Source organism: Chryseobacterium lineare (genome assembly GCF_977014045.1).
The window spans coordinates 224,322-239,754 of record NZ_CDRNIQ010000001.1; the positions used below are offsets into that span (position 1 = coordinate 224,322).

Here is a 15,433-nt window from a genome sequence, read left to right on the forward strand (position 1 = left end):
TTATCTTACCAAAATAATTTTACCGGTGTGGGTACCTTTTTCCAGCAATCTGTGCGCTTCGGAAGCTTCTGAAAATGGGAAAGTGTGAAATATCACAGGCTTGAACTTTTTAGATTCTATCAATGGCCAAACATATTTTTGAACTTCTTTTGCCAATTGTTTTTTGAATTTGTATTCTCTGCTTCGGAGCGTGCTTCCTGTGATCGTTAAGCGTTTTGTCATCACTTTCCCGATGTCGAGATTGGTCTGGCTTCCGTCTACTGCGTTGATATGAATGAGTCTTCCTTCAGGTTTCAGGATATTGATGTTTTTGGCTAAATAATCGCCGCCAATCATATCCAGAATAACATCCACACCTTCGTTTTGTAATTCGTCTTCAAAATTCTGCGTTTTATAATTGATATATGAATCTGCCCCCAACTCAAGACAAATTTTGCCTTTTTCATTAGAACCAACGGTCACAATCACTTTTGAACCTAATGCGTGCGCAATCTGAATACCGGTAATTCCGATGCCGCTGTTTCCGCCATGAAGTAAAAGGGTTTCTCCAGGTTGAAGATTTCCTCTCTGAAAAATATTGGACCAGACGGTAAATACTGTTTCAGGTAAGCTTGTTGCTTCGGTAAAACTAAGACCTTCAGGAATCGGGAGACATTGACCTTCTCTTACGCTTGCATATTCTGCATAACCGCCACCCGCCAAAAGCGCGCAAACATGATCACCCACTTTAAAATCGGTAACATCAGGTCCGCACTTGACTATTGTGCCGGCAACTTCCAACCCTAAAATATCAGCCGTAACACCAGCCGGAGCGGGATAATTTCCCTCACGCTGAAAAACGTCTGAACGGTTAAGCCCTGCCGCTTTTACTTCTATTAATACTTCGTCACCTGAGATTTCGGGAGTTGGATATTCTTTTAATTCTAAAACATTTGGTCCTCCAAATTTTGTGATAACTATTGCTTTCATTTTTTTAATTTTAATATTAGATTAATTGCAAACTTTTTTCCAAATCAGTTGATGAGTGACCAATCGGGAATTGCTTATAAATGGTTTTTCACTTTCAAGATGTAGAAATCCGTCTTTGAAAGTCACAATCCGTTTTTGTGTCTGGCCCGTCCAGTTCGGAAAAAGCGAAACATCCATTGTGTGGCTCACCATCTGTTTCTCATCATCCGTTTCAAACGGCCCGGAATAGGCCAGATAAGTCGAGGCTTCCTGCGTATATTCTTCTGCTGTTGCACTAGTCCAATGTTCCTGCCGAAAATTACTTCGGTTAAGATTCATAATTTGTGCCGACATATAGCCGTCCGGATTATAAATGATCAACCCTTTGGGATTTTTGCCCATGGGACGGGTAATTTCTCCACCGTTTACGGGAACTTCAATTAACTCGACTAAAGTCCACGTTCCTACGAGCTTTTCAAATAATGTGGTTTCCATAATCATTAATAAATAAAATGAGCGTACCGAAATACGCTCACTATTTTTTGTTTGTTTAAATTAAAAAGGCTGATTGTATTTACCTGTCAACGCTTTGTTTTCGATACTTTTTGCGAAATTGGGCGTTTCTTCGTGGTTGTGTGCATCAGAGGCTGCCTGTCTTGAAGCTGCCGCATCAGCAAGATTTAAGTTGTGTTCTTTCAGATATTCAAACATTTCCGGCGTTGCCGTTGCGTGAATTTCATTGGTGTAAAGGGTGGTAGTGTCATCGATTTTTGTCGCTTTAAGCTCCCATAAAACCTGAACTTTTGTACGACCGCCTTTGGTAATAGAATCTGAGATTGACAGCATTCTGCAGTAATCAGGACGGTGTTCCACGGCCACATAATGTTGTACCATCAAAGCATCACCGATTGTTTCGACGTTTAAAGAAACCGGCTGTCCGTCATATGTTGTAGAGATTGCCGCTCCGATGTGTTGTGTAGAACATCTTTGATATTCTGCATCGGGAAGGTTTAATAACCAGTCTGCGATGTTTACTTTTTCGATGGGTGCATTGATGATGGCTGTTACTGTAGAGTGAGACAATGCGTTTTCTGGTGTTTGTAGGATTTCCATAATGTTTTGGTTTTAAATGTTTGTATTAATTGATGATGTAAAGCTACAGGGATCCCGTCGGAAAATTAATCAACGTTCGATGAACAGGCAAAATGAGTCGTTGGATTTTGTAAAATTAAAAGTTGTTTGATCTCAAACAAGTTGCGGGAAACAAACGTAGAAGTCAGTTGGTTACAAACAGGGTTGTTTCAAACCAACGGAGATTGTATTTGGTTCCAAACAGATTGTTTTAAGTAAAATTAAATTGTAAAACCCTGTGAATGTTTAAACTAATATTGAATTTAACCGCAAAAGTTACAAAAGACAAGTTTAAAAAGTTTTTATGAGCTAATCAAAGTTTTCAAAAGACAAAAATCAAAGATTTTTAAAACTATTGTCAGCTTTTTTCTTTTATAAAAAATTGCTTATGATAGGAATTTTTTATCTTTTGTAACTTTTGCGGTTAAATAAAAAAGTTTATCACAAGCTTGTAGTTTAAAAAATTTAAATCAAAAAAAATCACCGGAAATCTCCAGTGATTTAAATTATTTGAAAACTATTTTTATCTGAACAGCCATTTCCTGATCAGCTTTGTATAATTCGGCATTACCGCAAAAACCATCAGAAAAACGATACAACCGGAAATTAAAAGTCCGTCAAAATAATGATTGACAGGGATTTTTAATAATCTTAAAAAGGGTAGCAGCAATAATGGAATGAGTAAGGATAATGGATAAATTGCCGACCAGGTTACCAGAAATTGCTTCCAGCGAACGGGAACTTTGGTTTCATTTTCGGTTTCAAAAAGGAAATCCAGTCCGGATTTTATTTTATAATTATCGTTTTTTCTGAAATAAGGATTGGCTTTTTCAATGAGTTTTTTCCGGGCATCAGATTCCATCCATTTTTTGAGATTTTCAATCGTATCAAAACGGATGATTACCGTGTAAATAAACGTAAGATGAGGAATCGGGCGCACAATCTGATGGTCTATAAAACCTTCCGAATGTCTGGTGAGCGGAACAATCTGCTCCAGCCATTTTTCGTATTCAGCCTGTTTGTCTTCTAAAACGTGATGGGTAATTACGACTGATGCGCCTTGCGTTTCCATACTTTTGATTTTAAAAATGATTATCTTTAAAAAGCTCTTTTATACTGCCACGGAATTTCGGTTTCCACTTCCAATTCTTTTGCTGAATGTAATGCAAAATAAGGGTCACGCAAATGCTCTCTGGCGATGAAAACCAAATCCGCTTCATCATTCACGATAATATCATTGGCCTGAACAGCTTCGGTAATCATCCCGACCGCACCCGTTGCAATCCCGGTCTGTTGCCTGATAATGGAGGAGAACGGAACCTGATAATTAGGAAAAACACGGTCTTTGCTGACGTTGGCAAATCCACCGCCTGAAGCCGTGATGAGGTCGACGCCATTTTCTCTGAGAATTTTTGCGAGAATGATGCTGTCATCCAACGTCCACGCATCAGGCGTTTCCAAATAATCGACGGCAGAGATTCTTACCAAAAGCGGCATTCCGTCGGGAATTGATCTTCGTACTTCGCCAACAGTTTCTACCAGAAAACGGATTCTGTTTTGCAGGCTTCCACCATATTCGTCGTTTCTTTTGTTGATGACCGCGGAGTAGAATTGATGGAAAAGATAGCCGTGACCGGCATGAAGTTCTATAGTGTCGAAACCTGCTTTCACCGCTCTGTGCGCAGCTTCTACAAATTTCACTTTCAAATCCTGAATTTCATCAATCGTTAGTTCCTCCGGAATAACACCATTCATTTCCGTGGGCGAAGAGGATTTTACCGTCCAGCCACCTTCTTCTTTGGTGAGGGGCTTCATTCTTTCGTTGGGATGCTTCAGGCTTCCTTTTCCACCGGAATGCCACAGTTGCATTCCTATTTTTGTGTCCTGCTCGTGAACAAAATCGACGATGGTTTTCCATGCATTTTTCTGCTCGTCATTCCAGATTCCGACGTCGCTCAAAGTGGCTAGACCTTCGGGAGAAACGGCGGTACATTCGGTCATTATCAAACCTGCTCCGCCAACGGCTCGGCTACCGAGATGGACAAGATGCCAGTTTCCGGGGATCCCATCTTTTGCGCTATATTGCTGCATTGGCGATACCACGATTCTGTTTTTAAGGACCAGTTGGCGCAGGGTTAAAGGTGAAAATAAATTCATTTTTAAATTAATATTAAAGTGATGTTAGAAATATTTTTGCTTCTGAAACAGCTTGTAGAAGAATAGTTTTTACCTCTTCCAACGTTTGTTTTGAGGCTGAATTTTCTTCAGAAGTCATTTCAAGACTATCCAGTTTTTCCTGTAATAATGGAAGTAGCCCCATAATGGAAACGCTTGATTTCAGATCGTGCGCTCTTAGCTTTACAAGGACGAAATCCTGATTTTCGTAAGCTGAATTCAATTGTTCAAGATGTTGCGGAATATTTTCGATAAACTGTTGTGTAATGATTTGCTCAAAGCTTTTATCACCGCCACTTACAGACTGCATATACGTTAAATTAATATGTTTAAAATCTGGAGTTTCTTCTTCAGTTTCAACCTGATTGCGGTTCTGATTGGCCAGTCCGAAATTAGAAATTAATTTAAATAATTCTTCTTCTTTTATCGGTTTAGAAATATATTCATTCATTCCACGGCTCAGGCATTTTTCTCTTTCTCCTGCCAATGCGTGCGCGGTCATTGCAATGATTGGGATATTTAAATTCAACTCTTCCCGAATCTTTTGCGTGGCAACATAACCGTCCATTTGGGGCATCTGAATATCCATTAAAACCAAATCAGAAGTATTATTTCGAAGATATTCCACGGCTTCCAAACCATTTGAAACGATCTCGAAATCAATATTCCATTGAGATAACAGATGTTTCATCAGGCTTTGATTGATGGTGTTATCATCTACCACCAAAACTTTCAAAGGAGCATTAGATTTATCTTTAAAGTATTGAGTATTGATTGATGGAATTGTGGTAATCTGTTCTTTCGCAATACCGTAAGGAATGTAGAAATGAAAAGTTGTTCCTTTTCCCTGCTCGCTTGAGACTTCAATATTTCCGTTTTGCAATTGAATCAAACTTCTCACAATGGACAGGCCAAGTCCGGTTCCGCCGTAATTTCTGGTGGTGGAATCTTCGCCCTGATTAAATCTTTCGAAAACTTCGTTCAGTTTATCTTTATCGATTCCAATTCCGGTGTCGGAAATTTTGAAACCAATTACAACTTCGTTCTCGCTTTGCTGTTTATTATAAACCTCAATATTGATGCTTCCCTGATGGGTAAATTTGATGGCATTTCCGATGAGGTTGACCAGAATCTGCGTCAATCTTGTGGCATCACCATTCAAAGTATCAGGAATTGAAGAATCTATTTTACTTGAAAGTGTCAATCCTTTTTCTTTGGCTCGTTCTACAAAAAATGTTTCCACAGAATTGACTAATCCATTGATGCTGAAAATTCCGGGTGTAATGCGCATCATTCCGGCTTCGATTTTTGAGAGGTCTAAAATATCATTGATAATCGCCATCAGGTTTTCTCCCGAACGCTGAATTGATGAAACAAATTCTGCAGATGTTTTATCTAAAGGTCGTTTTTGCAACAGATTGGTAAACCCTAAAATTCCACTCAAAGGCGTTCTGATTTCGTGGCTCATATTGGCAAGGAAATTCTCTTTGGTCTGTGCTGCGGCTGACGCTTTTTTCTCAGCAATATCAAGCTTCTCAATAAGTAAACGCTGTCTTTTGAACTGACGGAGAATGTGAAAACCAACAATGCCTCCGCTTAAAACAAGCAAAACCAGAATTGAAATATCATATAATCTCGCTTTTCTGCCCATTTTCTCGCTTTGTTTACTCAATTTGACCATATCTATGCGTCGGGTTTCGTAAATTTTGGCGGTAATGTCTGTGATTTCGTTGGAAATTTTTCTGGCTCTGGGATTGGCGATTGAACTCTGATCATCCATATTTCCCAAGGTATTGTATCGCAACAACAATTTTTCTTTCACGAGTTTTTTCTCCATTGCCAGAATGCTGAGCCTGTGAATCAACTTTTCAAGTTCGGGATCTTTGTTATCTTTCGAAATCGAATCCAGAAAGTTTTCTACTTCATCAATTTTTTGATCAACACCATTCAGGTGAGTCGTGTCGTTTGTCGCAATGGATGCCCGGATTCTGCTTTCAACACCCAAAATGTCACGGTCGATTTGCCGTAAATGATTGCTGGAACGAAGCTCATTCAGCAACATATTGTTATTCTGAATAAGCGATTTTGTATTGTTGGCAGAATTGATCTGAACTGCTATCAACAACAAAGAACCCGCAATAAATGTGAGGATAATGAAATAGCTGAATCGCTTGTTGCCCATTATTGAGGATATTGTTTTCATAAGTATGTTGTACTTAATTTCAAATTGTGATAAACCACCCCGTCAAAAATTCTTTGAATTTTCACCGCCGATCCAAGAGAGGGGAATATCCCATTCACATAAAAATAGCGAATTATTGCAGCCCGACTTGAGGGCAAGCTCAGGATAAACTACAGGCGGATTAAGCTGCCCAAATAATTATTAAAATATTGATAAATCTAAAAAACATTCATTCTTGTGTTGAGTGTCTTCCGGTATGCATCTGCAACGGGAATGAATTTTCCGTTAATCATAATTCCACCGTCTTGCAGCGTATCTATCTTACCGACAGAAACGATGTAAGAACGGTGAACTCTTATGAAGTTTTCCTTTGGCAAGCGTTCTTCGGCAGTTTTCATTTTACCGTGTATGGCAAACATTTTTTCCAGGGTGTAGAATTTTACATAATCGCCCATTGCCTCTGCATACAGAATGTCGTCGAGCTTCAAACGCCTTGTAATATTGGAGTCTCTTACAAAAAGGAATTCATCTCTGGTTACTTCTACATTTTCTTTTCGACTGTCTATAATTGCCTGAGCCTTACTTACCGCCTGTAAAAATCTGGCAGGCATCACCGGTTTCAGGATATAATCTGCGATATTGAGTTCGAATGCTTCGAGTGCATATTCTTTATTAGACGTTGTGAAAATGATAAGTGTGTCTTTCCCGGCAAGGTTTTTCGTGAGTTCGATGCCTGTCATTTCGGGCATCTCAATATCAAGAAAAATCAGATCGACGTGATTGGATTGCAAGTGCGTGTAGGCTTCTATGGCATTGTTGAACTCTTTTTCAATTGTAAGATTAGGAACCTGTTTTGCCAGATGTGCCAGCGTTGTTCTTGCAATGTCATTGTCATCGACGATGAGAGCTTTCATGGGATAATTCTTTTATGGGTTACACAAATATAATTATTCCTTTTCTGAATTTCAAATTATCTGAAGTAAGAACGGATCATCCAGGCCATTTCTTCGTGGGTTTCCATTAATCCGGTGATATAGTCACTGGTTCCGTAATCTTTGAATTCTTCGGCGAAAGGGGTAATGTTTCCTCTTAGGAATTCGATGATGCTTTCGTGGTCAGCCAATAGATCTTTCATATACCCTAAACCATCGTTGGATCTGTCGCTGTATTCTGTAAGATGGGTCAATTCAAGATAAATTTTCATTGTTGCGGGTGCAAAATGTCCGATTTTTCTCATTCGTTCGGCAACGCTGTCAATCATTTCATCCAGTTGTTTGTATTGCTCTTCGAAGAAGATGTGGTTGGCGTGGAAATTATCTCCCGTCACGTTCCAGTGTGCATTTCTCGTTTTGATGTAAAGAAGTGTTTCGTCAGCTAAAAGTTTTGCCAATTGATCTGCTACAGCTTCTGTGTTTTTTTCTGTGATTCCGATTTTTGTTTTCATAATAATAGGATTTAATTTAAGAGCGTTATTGCTCTTTTGCTGATGTAAAGGTCAGTGAAAATCCTGTTATTTTGAGAGATTTTTCGTTGAATAGGCAAAATGAATCGTTGAAACCGGTAATTAAAAAATATAGCCTGACTGAAAGCAGACAATGATGTTTTTATTGGATTAGCAAAATTTTTAAAATTATTGCAGAAGAGAATAAATCGCCACACCAATGCCGGCATAAGCAACAATGGTTATAATATCGGCTATGGGTTGTGAAAAGCGTTTTTCAGCAATTTTTTCGCCATTGATCTGATTCTTATGGAATTTCAGTGTCCTTTTAGGATTATGAACCTGGTGTGCGACGAGACTGTCATTTTCCCATTTGTCTACTATTATTTTATATTTTTTTCCATCAACGTCAATTTTAACATTTTTACCGGCTGTAAGTTTTTCCTGAATATTGATGAGAACAGGTGCTTGTTGTACATTCAGATTCGGAGCGGAATTATTGGCTAGAGTTGCATTTTTTTTTAATTCCTGCTTATTATCGGGCGTTGTATCCGCTTGCTTTTTAACCTGATAAGTATAGCAGCTGGTAAGAGAAAATAATATGATGATAAGATAAAGATTTCTTTGCATGTGTCTAATTTAAGAATTAAACGGAATATTCAGAAATTTCTTTTGATAGATTTTGTTTTTTTAGATTTTACTTTTATCAATTTCAATCCATACCGGTGCATGGTCGCTTGATTTTACCCAGCCCCTGACATGCTTATCCACACCGGCACTTTTTAAACTGTTTTTCAAATATGGACTTAATAAAATATGATCTAATCTGATGCCTGCATTGCGATCATAAGCTTTAAAAAGATAATCCCAAAATGTATATATTGTGTCCTCCGGATAAAGCGTTCTCAAAGAATCTGTCCATCCCAATTTAATCAATGATTGATAGGCTGTGCGCATTTCAATTCTATAGAGCGCATCATCTTTCCATTTCTCAGGTTTATAAACATCTTTAGCAGTTGGAATAATATTAAAGTCACCGATAATAATCGCCGGTAGTTCCATCGTAATAAATTCTCTTGTTCTTTTCTTCAATCGTTTCAGCCATGCCTGTTTATAATCATATTTTGGTCCCGGATAAGGGTTGCCATTGGGTATATAAACACAACATATGACCATTTGATCAATAATTGCTTCCAGATAACGGCTTTGCAGATCTTCAGGATCTCCGGGAAGCTGGCGTTGAACTTCTGTAATTTCCAGATCTTTAGACAGAATTGCCACACCATTCCATTGCTTTTGTCCATTCCATATCGCCTGATAACCAGCTTTGTTGATTTCTTTGATTGGAAACTTCTCCTGCGTTGCCTTTAATTCCTGAAGGCAAACGATATCAGGATTTGTTTCTTCCAGCCATTTAAGCAAAACCGGAAGACGGCCATTAACACCATTGACATTGTAAGTAGCTATTTTCATGTTTATTCAGCATTATTTGATAAAGTTATTCGTTTTTTCAAAAGAGAAAGTCTAATTTTTAAAGATTCTTTTCTGTTACCATAATTCAATTAATTGTAAAAATTACATTTAATTTTATATATTTATCATTTAATCCGATATGCTGCGTCTGAAACGGCAGCAGAAATTCCACAACGATCAATTATGTTTAAACAATTAGCTTTTTTCGCTTTACTATTTATTGGCTTAATAACAAATGCACAAACAGCTCATAATACGCTAAGTTTACTCCCGGATTATGTACAGCATACCGCTGAAAAAGGTGCTTTTCAGATTGCAGCAAAGGGAATTGCGACAAAGATAGTTGTAGATCCTGATGACTGGAAAGGTGTTATACGCGCAGCCAATGATTTGGGTAACGATGTCCATAAAGTGACAGATGCAGCTTCACCAGTAGTTACAGATACAAAACTTTTACCTGGAGCAATCATTGTAGGCACTATTGGTAAAAGTAAATTGATAGATCAGCTGGTAGCTGGCGGTAAGCTGAACGTAGATGCTATAAAAAATAAATGGGAATCTTTCGTGATCCAAACCATTGGAGACAATCTTGTCATTGCCGGTAGTGATAAGCGTGGAACGATCTACGGAATTTATGATGTTTCTGAAAAAATTGGGGTATCTCCGTGGTATTATTGGGCTGATGCTCCTGTAAAGAAAAGTACAAATCTTTATGTTAAAGCAGGTCGTTATTTACAGGAATCACCGAAAGTCAAATACCGGGGCATTTTCATCAACGACGAAAGTCCTTCATTTTCCGGCTGGGCCAATAAACATTTTGGCGGAATAAATTCAAAAGTATATACTCATATTTTTGAATTGTTACTTCGTTTAAAAGCCAATTACTTGTGGCCTGCGATGTGGGGAAATGCTTTTAATGAAGATGATCCGATGAGTCCTGTTCTTGCCGATGAATATGGGATTGTGATGGGTACCTCTCACCATGAGCCGATGATGCGATCACAGAAAGAATATACCAAACGTAAAGATCAGATCGGTGCATGGGATTATGTGACGAATGCAGAAAATCTAAAGAAATTCTGGACCGAGGGCTTGGAACGGAATAAAAATTACGATAACCTCATCACGATGAGTATGCGTGGTGATGGCGATGTAGCGATGGGTAAGGGTGATGATGCGGAGAATATCAAGACCCTGAAGCAGGTAATTTCCGATCAGCGTGAGATTATCGGGAAAGTGTATGGTAAAAATCCTGCAGAAGTTCCTCAGCTCTGGGCTATTTTCACAGAAGTTCAACGTTATTATGATGCCGGAATGAACGTTCCTGATGATGTGACATTGCTTTTTTGTGATAATAACTGGGGCTATATCAGACGTACCGCACCTGAAAATGAATTAAAACGTAAAGGCGGTATGGGATTATATTATCATATTGATATGAATGGTGGCCCGTGGAATGACCGCTGGATCAACACGACTACTGTACCAAAATTGCGTGAACAGTTCAGTCTTGCGTATAAAAGCGGTATCGACCGTATCTGGATCGTTAATGTGGGTGACCTTAAGCCGAAGGAAATGCCAATCGATTTTATCATGCGCTACGCCTGGAATCCCGATGCGATCTCAGCTAATCAAACTTCTGATTACATAACTGATTGGGCAACTGGAATTTTCGGAAAAGAGCATGCATCTGAAATTGCAGATCTCGTGTCAAAGTACTCCAAATACAACCTGATGCGTAAACCGGAAGTACAGGATCCGAATATTTTCAGTTTTGTTAATTACCACGAAGCCGAAAAGGTACAAAAGCGTTGGCAAGATCTTACCGCAAAAGCAGAAGCACTGGAAAAGAAAATGCCTAAAGAGGCTTTGGATGCTTATTATCAGCTAGTGCTCTATCCGGTTAAAGCATCTGCTGGTGTTGCAGAGATTTATCTGGCAGCAGGCCGTAATAATTTGTATGCCAAACAAGGTCGCGTAAGTGCTAATATTTATGCTGATCGTGCCCGCGAACTTTTTGAACTGGATAAAAAACTAAGCGCCCATTACAATGATTCTATTGCTGACGGCAAGTGGAAAAATATGATGAGCGATGTTCATTTGGGTTACAAACAATGGTCGATGCCGAAGGAAAATAGTTTGCCTGTACTTAATGAGGTTATACCGTTGGACTCACCTTCATTGGGTGTTGCAGTGGAAGGTAGTACAGATGCTTGGCCAGGAACAGAAGGAAAAGCGGAGCTTCCTCAATTTGACATTATTGACAAACAGCGTTATTATATTGACATTTTTAACCGTGGAAAAGGACTGCTGAAATTTACAGCCAAAGCGGACAAACCTTGGATCAGGTTAAGTGCTACTAAAGGAACCACGGAAACTGAACAACGCATATATATTGACATTGACTGGAAAAAAGCTCCAGAAGGCAAAGGAAGCGGCTTAATTGAAATTAATCAAAATAATACTAAAGTACCGGTAGTTATAAATACGTTGAAGAAAGCGGCGCCTGCCAGCAAAGAAAATTTTTATGGTGGATATTCCGGCGAGTTTTCTATCCCCGCAAATAAATTCAGTGCTAATATAGAAGGGAAAGAAGCCAAATGGATGGTTTTACCGGGATTGGGAAGGGATGAGGCGTGTATGGGTATTTATCCTACAACAGCACCAGGCTCAACTCCTGAAAACGCTCCTCGATTGGAGTATAAGATTTTTCTTCCGGAGGCAGGCCCTGCAAAATTATTGCTTGGAATCCTTCCAACCCAGGATGTTAACCCGGGTCGCGGATTAAGAATTGCAGTTTCCATTGACAACGGCGAACCCATTATCATCGATGCCAGAAAAGGGTATCATGATGAATTTAAAGAATATACCCCGGAAAATCTTGATCGTTCAAAGATATTGAAACCTCTTCCTGATCCCGGACCGAACTATGCCTTGATTTCCCGTGGAAAACCCCGACGTACCGAAGTGTTTGATAACCAGCGCTGGCTGGATGCTACGTTAGATGTCAGAACACCTGGTCTACATACCCTGAAAATTTACATGGTGGATCCGGAAGTGGTGTTAGAACGTATTATAGTAAACCCCAATGATCAATATCCAAGTTATCTCGGTGCACCGGAGAGACAGGATTAGACTGGGATTGCACTTATCAGTACATAGAGAATATGATTAAAATATAAAAATAATTTCTTTTAAATTGATAATTTTTCGCGCTACTTTTGTATAAAGCCTAAAATTATATATGAGAGGATCTCATCAGTTTTTTCGTCTGTTAAAAAGAATTTTATCCCATACAGGGCTGGTTTTGTTGTTGTTGTCAATCCCGATCGTTTCTTCACCGGATTTTGACGGTACTTTATCTGTTTTCAGAGTTTCACCATTTCAAAGGGAATTTATCCGATTCGTACTTGTTATTTTCTTCTTTTATTTAAACCTGAATATTTTCCTTCCTAAATTTTACAACAAAAAAAGATTTTCGGTATATACGATCTGTATCATGATCAGTTTTAGTTTGGTAGTGATCATTCCCAATCTTTTGACTTCAGGGAATTTTTTTTCGCAAAATCCACCACCAATGAAAATGGGAAATCCTGTTCCTCCGGGAAATATGCCGCCCTCACCAATGGATGGAAAACAGCCTTTGCCGGGATTTGGTCATCAAAATGATACTTCCTATTATCAGATGATTTTTTCTTCGCTTTTACCATTTTTGTTTTCATTTCTTTCTTCGCTTTTCATTTTTAAAAATATCGAGAAAAAAGAACTCGAACGGTCGAAAGCAAAAGCAGAATTATTAAACTTAAAATATCAGCTTCAGCCTCATTTTCTTTTTAATATTCTCAATTCTATCTATTCTTTGGCTTTGTTAAAATCTGACGATGCACCCAACGGAATTTTAAAACTCTCCAATGTTATGCGATATGTTGTTCAGGAAAGCAGTAAAGATTTTGTGGATTTAACCAAAGAAATTGAATACATTAAAGATTATATTGCCCTTCAGCTGATCCGTACAGACAGCAGTCTCGACTTCACTTACACTGAAATCGGCGATTTGAAAAATCTGAAAATCGTACCTTTCCTATTAATTAATTTTATTGAGAATGCTTTTAAATATGGTTTTAATGCCGAAGAAAATTCAAAAATATCCGTAAAAATTGTTATTCAGGAAGGAGTTCTGAATTTTGTGGTCTTTAATAAAATTGTCAACACTGCTGTTCATGAAGAAAACAGTTTTAAAATCGGTTTGAAAAATACTTTTGAACACCTTAAGCAGGCTTATCCTGAAAAGCATTCAATTAAAATCAATGAAACAAAGGAAATATATGAAGTTGATTTAAAAATCAGTTTAATCTAAAATAGGCAAATATGATCAGAGCCATTGCTTTGGATGACGAAATTCTTGCGCTCAGAATTATTGAAAATTATGCTGATAAAATTGAAAATTTGAGCTTGGAAAAAATTTTCAATAAGCAAAGTGATGCCCAGAAACACCTCAACAAGTTTCCGGTTGACCTTATTTTTCTGGATATCGAAATGCCTGTAAAAAACGGTCTGGATTTTTATAAAAATATCTCTCAAAATACCAAGGTCATTTTTACGACTGCTTATTCGGATTATGCCGTGGACGCATTCAGTGTAAACGCAGTCGATTATCTTCTGAAACCATTTTCGTTTGAAAGATTTAAAACGGCTGTCGAAAAAGTGAAAGATAATTCTGAAGCCCATGAAGCCAAACATCTTTTGATTCGTGCAGATTACAAGCTTCACAAAATTAATTTCGATACCATTCAACTGATTGAAGGTTTGGATGATTATATCAGAATTCACCTGAAAGATTCCACAAAAATCACAGCCCGTTCTTCCATGAAAAGTATTATGGAAAAACTGTCAGAGAAAGATTTTATCCGTGTTCATCGTTCTTTCATCGTTCCTGTGAGTGATATCAAAACGATTGTCAACAAAAATATCCACATCGCTGAATTCATTATTCCGATTGGCGAAACGTATAAAGATGAGGTGATGAAGATTTTAAATAAATAGATTTTTCAGGAGCTTTTTCCAGCTTTCACTACTCGCTATTTTTTGGTTTTCGGGGCGGCGGCGGAGCCGCCGCCCCGAAAACCAAAAAATGAGCTCAAACAAACCGTTCAATCTGGGCTATGAAAGTCCACCTTCTCAACAAAAAAACGTTTTCACCGACACATTTTTTCTGTTTACCTCATAAATTTCTTATGCTCTTATTTTAAAAATACATTTGATCTAAGAAAATGAGAAAGTATGAAAACAATTGACAGAAAAGGCTTTTTGAAAAGCTTAGGTTTAGCAGGCGTAACCGCTTTGGCAGCTCCTGTTTTTATTCATTGTAGAAATGATGATGATAAAGATTCTGAAACCACTGGGGTGATCGATAATACAATCTCAACCGCCTGTTCCGTAACCAATTCGGAAACTGAGGGTCCGTTTCCGACAAAATCTCCATCAACTTTGGTTCAATCCAATATTGTAAGTGACAGAACCGGGGTTCCTTTTACCATTGCTATTACTGTTCAGAACACAAATGCCAGTTGTGCCAGTTTACAGGGAGCCATTGTAGACATTTGGCATTGCGATAAAGATGGAAATTACTCAGAATATGGCGGAACAGGAATGCAGTCGGCCAATTATACTTCAGTGCATTTTTTAAGAGGAAGACAAACGACTGATTCCAACGGAAAAGTAAATTTCACCTCTATTTTCCCGGGTTGGTACAACGGAAGAGCCACTCATATTCACGTTCATATTTATAATTCTGCCGGTCAGTCTTTGTTGGTTACACAGATTGCATTTCCTGAAGGAAGTGACAGTGCGGTTGTCCAGGTTGCGGCAAGTACAGGTTATAAAGGAATGAGCGGTTATACTTACAATTCGAATGACAATGTTTTCAGTGATGGAACCTCCAATGAAATGTCCAGTATTTCCGGAAGCGTAAGCGAAGGCTTCGCACTAACTCATACGATAAAAGTTTCAGCTTAAAATAATAGTTTTTAATTTTTAATACGCGGTAAATGACGATGAGACTGATCACGGAGGAGTAATCATTT

At 38.4% G+C, this 15,433-nt stretch carries 14 protein-coding genes; 4 read left to right on the forward strand and 10 right to left on the reverse strand.

Annotated elements, in window-relative coordinates:
• From ACWNCI_RS01020 to xth, 10 genes are all read right to left on the reverse strand, one after another.
• Positions 1-969, reverse strand: a complete 969-nt coding sequence (locus tag ACWNCI_RS01020) for an NAD(P)H-quinone oxidoreductase (RefSeq protein WP_449386811.1) — start codon at positions 967-969, stop codon at positions 1-3.
• A 21-nt stretch (positions 970-990) separates the two neighbouring features.
• Positions 991-1,443 carry a lipocalin-like domain-containing protein gene (locus tag ACWNCI_RS01025; protein ID WP_449386812.1) on the reverse strand — a complete coding sequence of 151 codons (453 nt, stop codon included), beginning with the start codon at positions 1,441-1,443 and terminating at the stop codon, positions 991-993.
• 60 nt (positions 1,444-1,503) lie between these two features.
• Positions 1,504-2,061, reverse strand: coding sequence for a hypothetical protein (locus tag ACWNCI_RS01030; protein ID WP_346986051.1), 558 nt, complete (start codon positions 2,059-2,061; stop codon positions 1,504-1,506).
• A 541-nt stretch (positions 2,062-2,602) separates the two neighbouring features.
• The gene (locus ACWNCI_RS01035) at positions 2,603-3,151 is read right to left on the reverse strand and encodes an antibiotic biosynthesis monooxygenase (RefSeq protein ID WP_449386813.1); all 549 of its coding nucleotides are present in this window, start codon (positions 3,149-3,151) and stop codon (positions 2,603-2,605) included.
• Between the two features lie 26 nt (positions 3,152-3,177).
• Positions 3,178-4,236, reverse strand: a complete 1,059-nt coding sequence (locus ACWNCI_RS01040) for an NADH:flavin oxidoreductase/NADH oxidase (RefSeq protein WP_346986049.1) — start codon at positions 4,234-4,236, stop codon at positions 3,178-3,180.
• Positions 4,237-4,249: 13 nt separating this feature from the next.
• Entirely contained in the window at positions 4,250-6,457 is a 2,208-nt protein-coding gene (locus ACWNCI_RS01045) for an ATP-binding protein (RefSeq protein ID WP_449386814.1), read from the reverse strand.
• Between the two features lie 197 nt (positions 6,458-6,654).
• On the reverse strand, positions 6,655-7,350 hold the full coding sequence (locus ACWNCI_RS01050; RefSeq protein ID WP_346986047.1) for a LytR/AlgR family response regulator transcription factor: 696 nt from the start codon (positions 7,348-7,350) through the stop codon (positions 6,655-6,657).
• 56 nt (positions 7,351-7,406) lie between these two features.
• Entirely contained in the window at positions 7,407-7,880 is a 474-nt protein-coding gene (locus ACWNCI_RS01055) for a Dps family protein (protein ID WP_346986046.1), read from the reverse strand.
• Positions 7,881-8,066: 186 nt separating this feature from the next.
• A complete protein-coding gene (locus ACWNCI_RS01060; protein WP_449386815.1) occupies positions 8,067-8,507 on the reverse strand; it encodes a hypothetical protein in 441 nt (146 codons plus the stop codon).
• A 60-nt stretch (positions 8,508-8,567) separates the two neighbouring features.
• Entirely contained in the window at positions 8,568-9,350 is a 783-nt protein-coding gene (gene xth / locus ACWNCI_RS01065; protein WP_449386816.1) for an exodeoxyribonuclease III, read from the reverse strand.
• A gap of 183 nt (positions 9,351-9,533) precedes the next feature.
• Between xth and ACWNCI_RS01070 the strand changes: the two genes are divergently transcribed.
• From ACWNCI_RS01070 to ACWNCI_RS01085, 4 genes are all read left to right on the forward strand, one after another.
• The gene (locus ACWNCI_RS01070) at positions 9,534-12,485 is read left to right on the forward strand and encodes a glycosyl hydrolase 115 family protein (protein ID WP_449386817.1); all 2,952 of its coding nucleotides are present in this window, start codon (positions 9,534-9,536) and stop codon (positions 12,483-12,485) included.
• 109 nt (positions 12,486-12,594) lie between these two features.
• Entirely contained in the window at positions 12,595-13,707 is a 1,113-nt protein-coding gene (locus tag ACWNCI_RS01075; protein WP_449386818.1) for a sensor histidine kinase, read from the forward strand.
• Between the two features lie 11 nt (positions 13,708-13,718).
• Positions 13,719-14,393: a LytR/AlgR family response regulator transcription factor gene (locus ACWNCI_RS01080; RefSeq protein ID WP_449386819.1), complete on the forward strand. Its 675-nt coding sequence runs from the start codon at positions 13,719-13,721 to the stop codon at positions 14,391-14,393.
• Positions 14,394-14,630: 237 nt separating this feature from the next.
• A complete protein-coding gene (locus tag ACWNCI_RS01085; RefSeq protein ID WP_449386820.1) occupies positions 14,631-15,365 on the forward strand; it encodes a dioxygenase family protein in 735 nt (244 codons plus the stop codon).
• The last annotated feature ends 68 nt before the right edge of the window (positions 15,366-15,433 follow it).

Excerpts from the sequence above, each read along its gene's own strand:
- ACWNCI_RS01020 (WP_449386811.1), bottom strand. The coding sequence starts at position 969 with ATGAAAGCAATAGTTATCACAAAATTTGGAGGACCAAATGTTTTAGAA.
- ACWNCI_RS01025 (WP_449386812.1), bottom strand. The coding sequence starts at position 1,443 with ATGGAAACCACATTATTTGAAAAGCTCGTAGGAACGTGGACTTTAGTC.
- ACWNCI_RS01030 (WP_346986051.1), bottom strand. The coding sequence starts at position 2,061 with ATGGAAATCCTACAAACACCAGAAAACGCATTGTCTCACTCTACAGTA.
- ACWNCI_RS01035 (WP_449386813.1), bottom strand. The coding sequence starts at position 3,151 with ATGGAAACGCAAGGCGCATCAGTCGTAATTACCCATCACGTTTTAGAA.
- ACWNCI_RS01040 (WP_346986049.1), bottom strand. The coding sequence starts at position 4,236 with ATGAATTTATTTTCACCTTTAACCCTGCGCCAACTGGTCCTTAAAAAC.
- ACWNCI_RS01045 (WP_449386814.1), bottom strand. The coding sequence starts at position 6,457 with ATGAAAACAATATCCTCAATAATGGGCAACAAGCGATTCAGCTATTTC.
- ACWNCI_RS01050 (WP_346986047.1), bottom strand. The coding sequence starts at position 7,350 with ATGAAAGCTCTCATCGTCGATGACAATGACATTGCAAGAACAACGCTG.
- ACWNCI_RS01055 (WP_346986046.1), bottom strand. The coding sequence starts at position 7,880 with ATGAAAACAAAAATCGGAATCACAGAAAAAAACACAGAAGCTGTAGCA.
- ACWNCI_RS01060 (WP_449386815.1), bottom strand. The coding sequence starts at position 8,507 with ATGCAAAGAAATCTTTATCTTATCATCATATTATTTTCTCTTACCAGC.
- xth (WP_449386816.1), bottom strand. The coding sequence starts at position 9,350 with ATGAAAATAGCTACTTACAATGTCAATGGTGTTAATGGCCGTCTTCCG.
- ACWNCI_RS01070 (WP_449386817.1), top strand. The coding sequence starts at position 9,534 with ATGTTTAAACAATTAGCTTTTTTCGCTTTACTATTTATTGGCTTAATA.
- ACWNCI_RS01075 (WP_449386818.1), top strand. The coding sequence starts at position 12,595 with ATGAGAGGATCTCATCAGTTTTTTCGTCTGTTAAAAAGAATTTTATCC.
- ACWNCI_RS01080 (WP_449386819.1), top strand. The coding sequence starts at position 13,719 with ATGATCAGAGCCATTGCTTTGGATGACGAAATTCTTGCGCTCAGAATT.
- ACWNCI_RS01085 (WP_449386820.1), top strand. The coding sequence starts at position 14,631 with ATGAAAACAATTGACAGAAAAGGCTTTTTGAAAAGCTTAGGTTTAGCA.